Source organism: Pseudomonas sp. Sample_24, assembly GCF_004307605.1.
Classification (GTDB): Bacteria; Pseudomonadota; Gammaproteobacteria; order Pseudomonadales; family Pseudomonadaceae; genus Aquipseudomonas.
Genome location: NZ_RCNW01000363.1, coordinates 1 through 3,830 on the forward strand (window position 1 = coordinate 1; position 3,830 = coordinate 3,830).

5 protein-coding genes and 1 pseudogene are annotated in these 3,830 nt (G+C 57.1%); all 6 read right to left on the reverse strand.

All coding sequences use genetic code 11. From position 1 onward, the window contains the following. Window positions 1-421, reverse strand: a pseudogene (locus D8V06_RS20820) (lipid-A-disaccharide synthase); the annotation flags it as partial. Between the two features lie 2 nt (window positions 422-423). Beyond that, complete coding sequence (lpxA, locus tag D8V06_RS20825; protein ID WP_056856241.1) at window positions 424-1,200, reverse strand: acyl-ACP--UDP-N-acetylglucosamine O-acyltransferase; 777 nt, start codon at window positions 1,198-1,200, stop codon at window positions 424-426. Continuing rightward, entirely contained in the window at window positions 1,197-1,637 is a 441-nt protein-coding gene (fabZ, locus tag D8V06_RS20830; RefSeq protein WP_007907157.1) for a 3-hydroxyacyl-ACP dehydratase FabZ, read from the reverse strand. The genes lpxA and fabZ overlap by 4 nt, the downstream gene beginning before the upstream one ends. Window positions 1,638-1,745: 108 nt before the next feature. Then, window positions 1,746-2,801, reverse strand: a complete 1,056-nt coding sequence (lpxD, locus tag D8V06_RS20835; RefSeq protein ID WP_130906373.1) for a UDP-3-O-(3-hydroxymyristoyl)glucosamine N-acyltransferase — start codon at window positions 2,799-2,801, stop codon at window positions 1,746-1,748. A 3-nt stretch (window positions 2,802-2,804) separates the two neighbouring features. Beyond that, entirely contained in the window at window positions 2,805-3,308 is a 504-nt protein-coding gene (locus tag D8V06_RS20840; RefSeq protein WP_008057318.1) for an OmpH family outer membrane protein, read from the reverse strand. A gap of 45 nt (window positions 3,309-3,353) precedes the next feature. After that, a partial coding sequence (locus D8V06_RS20845; RefSeq protein WP_130931702.1) for an outer membrane protein assembly factor occupies window positions 3,354-3,830 on the reverse strand: 477 nt, incomplete at its 5' end.

Sequence of the window (3,830 nt, forward strand, 5' to 3'; positions counted from 1 at the left end):
GCATCAGATCGCAGCCTTCGCGAATCTTCAGCACCCGCTTCTGTCGCCAGGCCCATACCGACGGGCTGACGTAGTGCACGGTCTTGATACCGGCCTGACGCAACTTGAGTTCGATATTGAGGTTGAAGTCCGGCGCATCGATACCGATGAACACGTCCGGCTTCGCAGCGATCAAGTCGGCGACCAGCTTCTTGCGACGTGCCAGCAACTCGCGCAACCGACCCAGGACTTCCACCAGCCCCATCACCGAAAGGCGTTCCATTGGGAAATACGAGGTCAGGCCTTCGGCCTGCATCAGCGGACCACCCACACCGATGAACTCGACCGCCGGGTGACGAGCCTTGAGCGCACGCATCAGACCCGCGCCAAGAATGTCACCGGAAGCCTCACCCGCTACCAGCGCAATACGCAGATTGGCCATGGTTAGCGGGTGATGCCGCGGGTAGACGACTGGATGGAGTCTCGGAACACCGCGACTTCCGGGAACTGGATCGAAGGCTCGGCCAGTTCGGCGAGCGCCTGCTCAACCGTCAGTCCTTGGCGGTAAACCACCTTGTAGGCTCGACGCAGCGCATGGATTGCGTCTTCGCTGAAACCACGACGACGCATGCCTTCGAAGTTCATGCTGCGAGCTTCGGCCGGGTTGCCGAATACCGTGACATACGCTGGAACGTCCTTGCCGATGGCCGTGCCCATGCCGGAAAAGCTGTGGGCGCCAATGTGGCAATACTGGTGGACCAGGGTAAATCCGGACAGGATTGCCCAGTCTTCAACGTGCACGTGGCCAGCCAGCGCTGTGTTGTTGACCAGAATGCAATGGTTGCCGATGACGCTGTCGTGACCGATATGTGCATAGGCCATGATCAGGTTGTGATCGCCCAGGGTGGTTTCCGAACGATCCTGAATGGTCCCACGGTGAATCGTCACGCCTTCGCGGATGACGTTGTGGTCACCGATCACCAGACGGGTTTCTTCGCCTTTGTATTTCAGATCAGGCGTGTCCTCACCTACCGAAGAAAACTGGTAGATGCGGTTGTGCTTGCCGATTCGGGTCGGGCCTTTGAGAATCACGTGCGGCCCGATCACTGTCCCCTCGCCGATTTCTACACCTGCGCCGACGATCGACCAAGGGCCGACCTCGACACCGTCGGCCAGAACAGCCGTCGGATCGATGATTGCGCGAGGGTCAATCAAACTCATAGTTTGCGTTCCGCACAGATGATTTCAGCCGAGCAGACCGGCTTGCCGTCGACCGAAGCCTGGCATTCGAATTTCCAGATCTGACGCTTGCAGCTCAGGAACTTGGCTTCGAGGATCAACTGATCACCCGGCAGCACAGGCTGGCGGAAACGCAGCTTGTCGGAACCGACGAAGTAGTAAAGCGTGCCATCGGCCGGCTTCACGTCGAGCATTTTGAAACCAAGGATCCCGGCAGCCTGAGCCATCGCTTCGATGATCAGAACGCCCGGCATGATTGGATGCGCAGGGAAGTGACCGTTGAAGAAAGGTTCGTTGATGCTGACATTCTTGTAGGCGCGAATGCGCTTGCCTTCCACATCCAGATCCACGACCCGGTCCACCAGCAGGAACGGGTAACGGTGAGGCAGGTATTCGCGAATCTCGTTGATGTCCATCATTTCGGGGGGAAGCCTATGTAAAGATTGGGAGCGCGCGATTGACGCACACTCCTCTAGCAAATCAAGGACGCAGTCTAGCGGCTGTGTACACTTGATATGGAAATGGTATCAGCCATCTGATGAAGCATTACCGCCAGGGGTCACTTCCCCTGCTTGCTTTTCCAACTGTCGCAAACGTCGCGCGATGTCATCGAGCTGACGCAGGCGTGCCGCGCTTTTGCGCCATTCGGCTGCTGGCTGCATCGCCGTACCGGATGAATAGGCGCCCGGCTCGGTGATCGAGTGGGTCACCATGGTCATGCCGGTGATGAATACGTTGTCGCAAATATCGATATGCCCCACCAGCCCTACGCCACCGGCAAGCATGCAGTGCTTGCCGATCTTGGTGCTGCCGGAAATCCCCACACAGGCGGCCATCGCGGTGTGATCACCGACCTGAACGTTGTGGGCGATCTGAATCTGGTTGTCGAGCTTTACCCCGTTACCAATGATGGTATCGGCCAGCGCGCCACGGTCGATAGCGGTATTTACGCCGATTTCCACGTCATCGCCGATCAGGACGCCACCAATCTGGGCGATTTTCTGCCAAATGCCTTTTTCGTTGGCAAAACCGAAGCCTTCACCACCGAGTACGGCACCGGACTGAATCACTACCCGCTTGCCGATGCGCACGTCGTGATACAAGGTCACGCGCGGAGCCAGCCAGCCACCTTCGTCGATCACGCTACGAGCACCAATAAAGCAGTGCGCGCCAACGGTGGTACCGGCAGCAATTTGCGCGCCGCTTTCGATCACGGCAAATGCACCGATACTCGCCGCCGGGTCAACCACCGCATCCGCCGCAATCACCGCTGTCGGATGAATACCGGTTGCAGCCTTGGGCTTGGGGTCGAACAAGTGCGAAATACGCGCGTAGGCTGCATACGGATCAGGCACCACCAGTGCATTACCGGAAAACCCTTCGGCGTCGGCGGCTTTCAGCAACAGCGCTGCAGCCTGGCTGCCTGCCAGGTATTTACGGTACTGGGGGTTTGCGAGAAAGCTCAACTGAGTTGGGCCAGCCTCCTGCAAAGTGGCTAGCCCAGTGATTTCTTTCTCCGGGTCGCCACGCAGTGTGGCGCCGAGGAACTCGGCCAATTGGCCGAGCTTAATAGTCGCGGTCATGGATTACTTCAGCTGATTCATGCGCTCGATAACCTGGCGCGTGATGTCGTACTGAGGCTTGACATCAATCACGGCGCCACGCTCGAAGACCAGGTCAAAAGCACCTTTCTTGATGACTTCTTCCACTGCGCTATCGAGTTTCGGCTTGAGCTGCTTCAGCATTTCACGGTCGGCAACAGCCTTGGCTTCGTTCAGCTCCTTGGACTGGAACTGGAAGTCACGAGCCTTTTGCTTGAATTCAAGCTCCAGACGCTCACGCTCGCCTTGCTGCATTTTGTCGCCACCGGCCATCAGACGATCCTGAATACCCTTGGCGCTGCTTTCCAGAGTTTTGAGCTTGCTCAGCTGGGGACCGAACTTTTTCTCGGCATCCACGGCGTACTTCTTGGCCGCATCGGATTCCAGCAGGGCCATCTGATAGTTCAAAACGGCGATTTTCATGTCGGCAAATGCCGGGCCTGCTACCAGTACGGAAGCCAGGAGAACCAATTGAGTCAACTTACGCACGATGCACTCCTACAAAATCCATTGTCGTTATCTTGGGGCAGACGCTTAGAACGTCTGACCGAGGGAGAATTGGAACACTTGAGTTTCAGCTTCATCCGGTTTCTTGACTGGCATGGCCAACGCGAAACTCAAAGGACCCAGTGCGGTGACCCATGTCACACCTACACCAACGGAACTGGCCAAATTACTCAGGCTGATATCGTTGCACTTGGTATTGGACTTCGTGCCATCCGCGTTTGTGGTATCCGAGCAGGACGAATCGAATACGTTACCGACATCCCAGAATACCGAAGTGCGCAGGGAACGCTGATCCTTGACGAACGGCAGCGGGAACAGAACTTCCACACCGCCCTGGATCAGGACATTACCACCAAACGGCAGCGGGTCCTGGTCCGGGTCAAATTGAGTGCCAGCGTTACCGGTAATGGCCTGACCGCGGCTCGGGGTACTGCGAGGACCCAAAGTGCTGTCCTTGAAGCCACGAACCGAGTTGAAACCACCAGCATAGTAGTTTTCATAGAA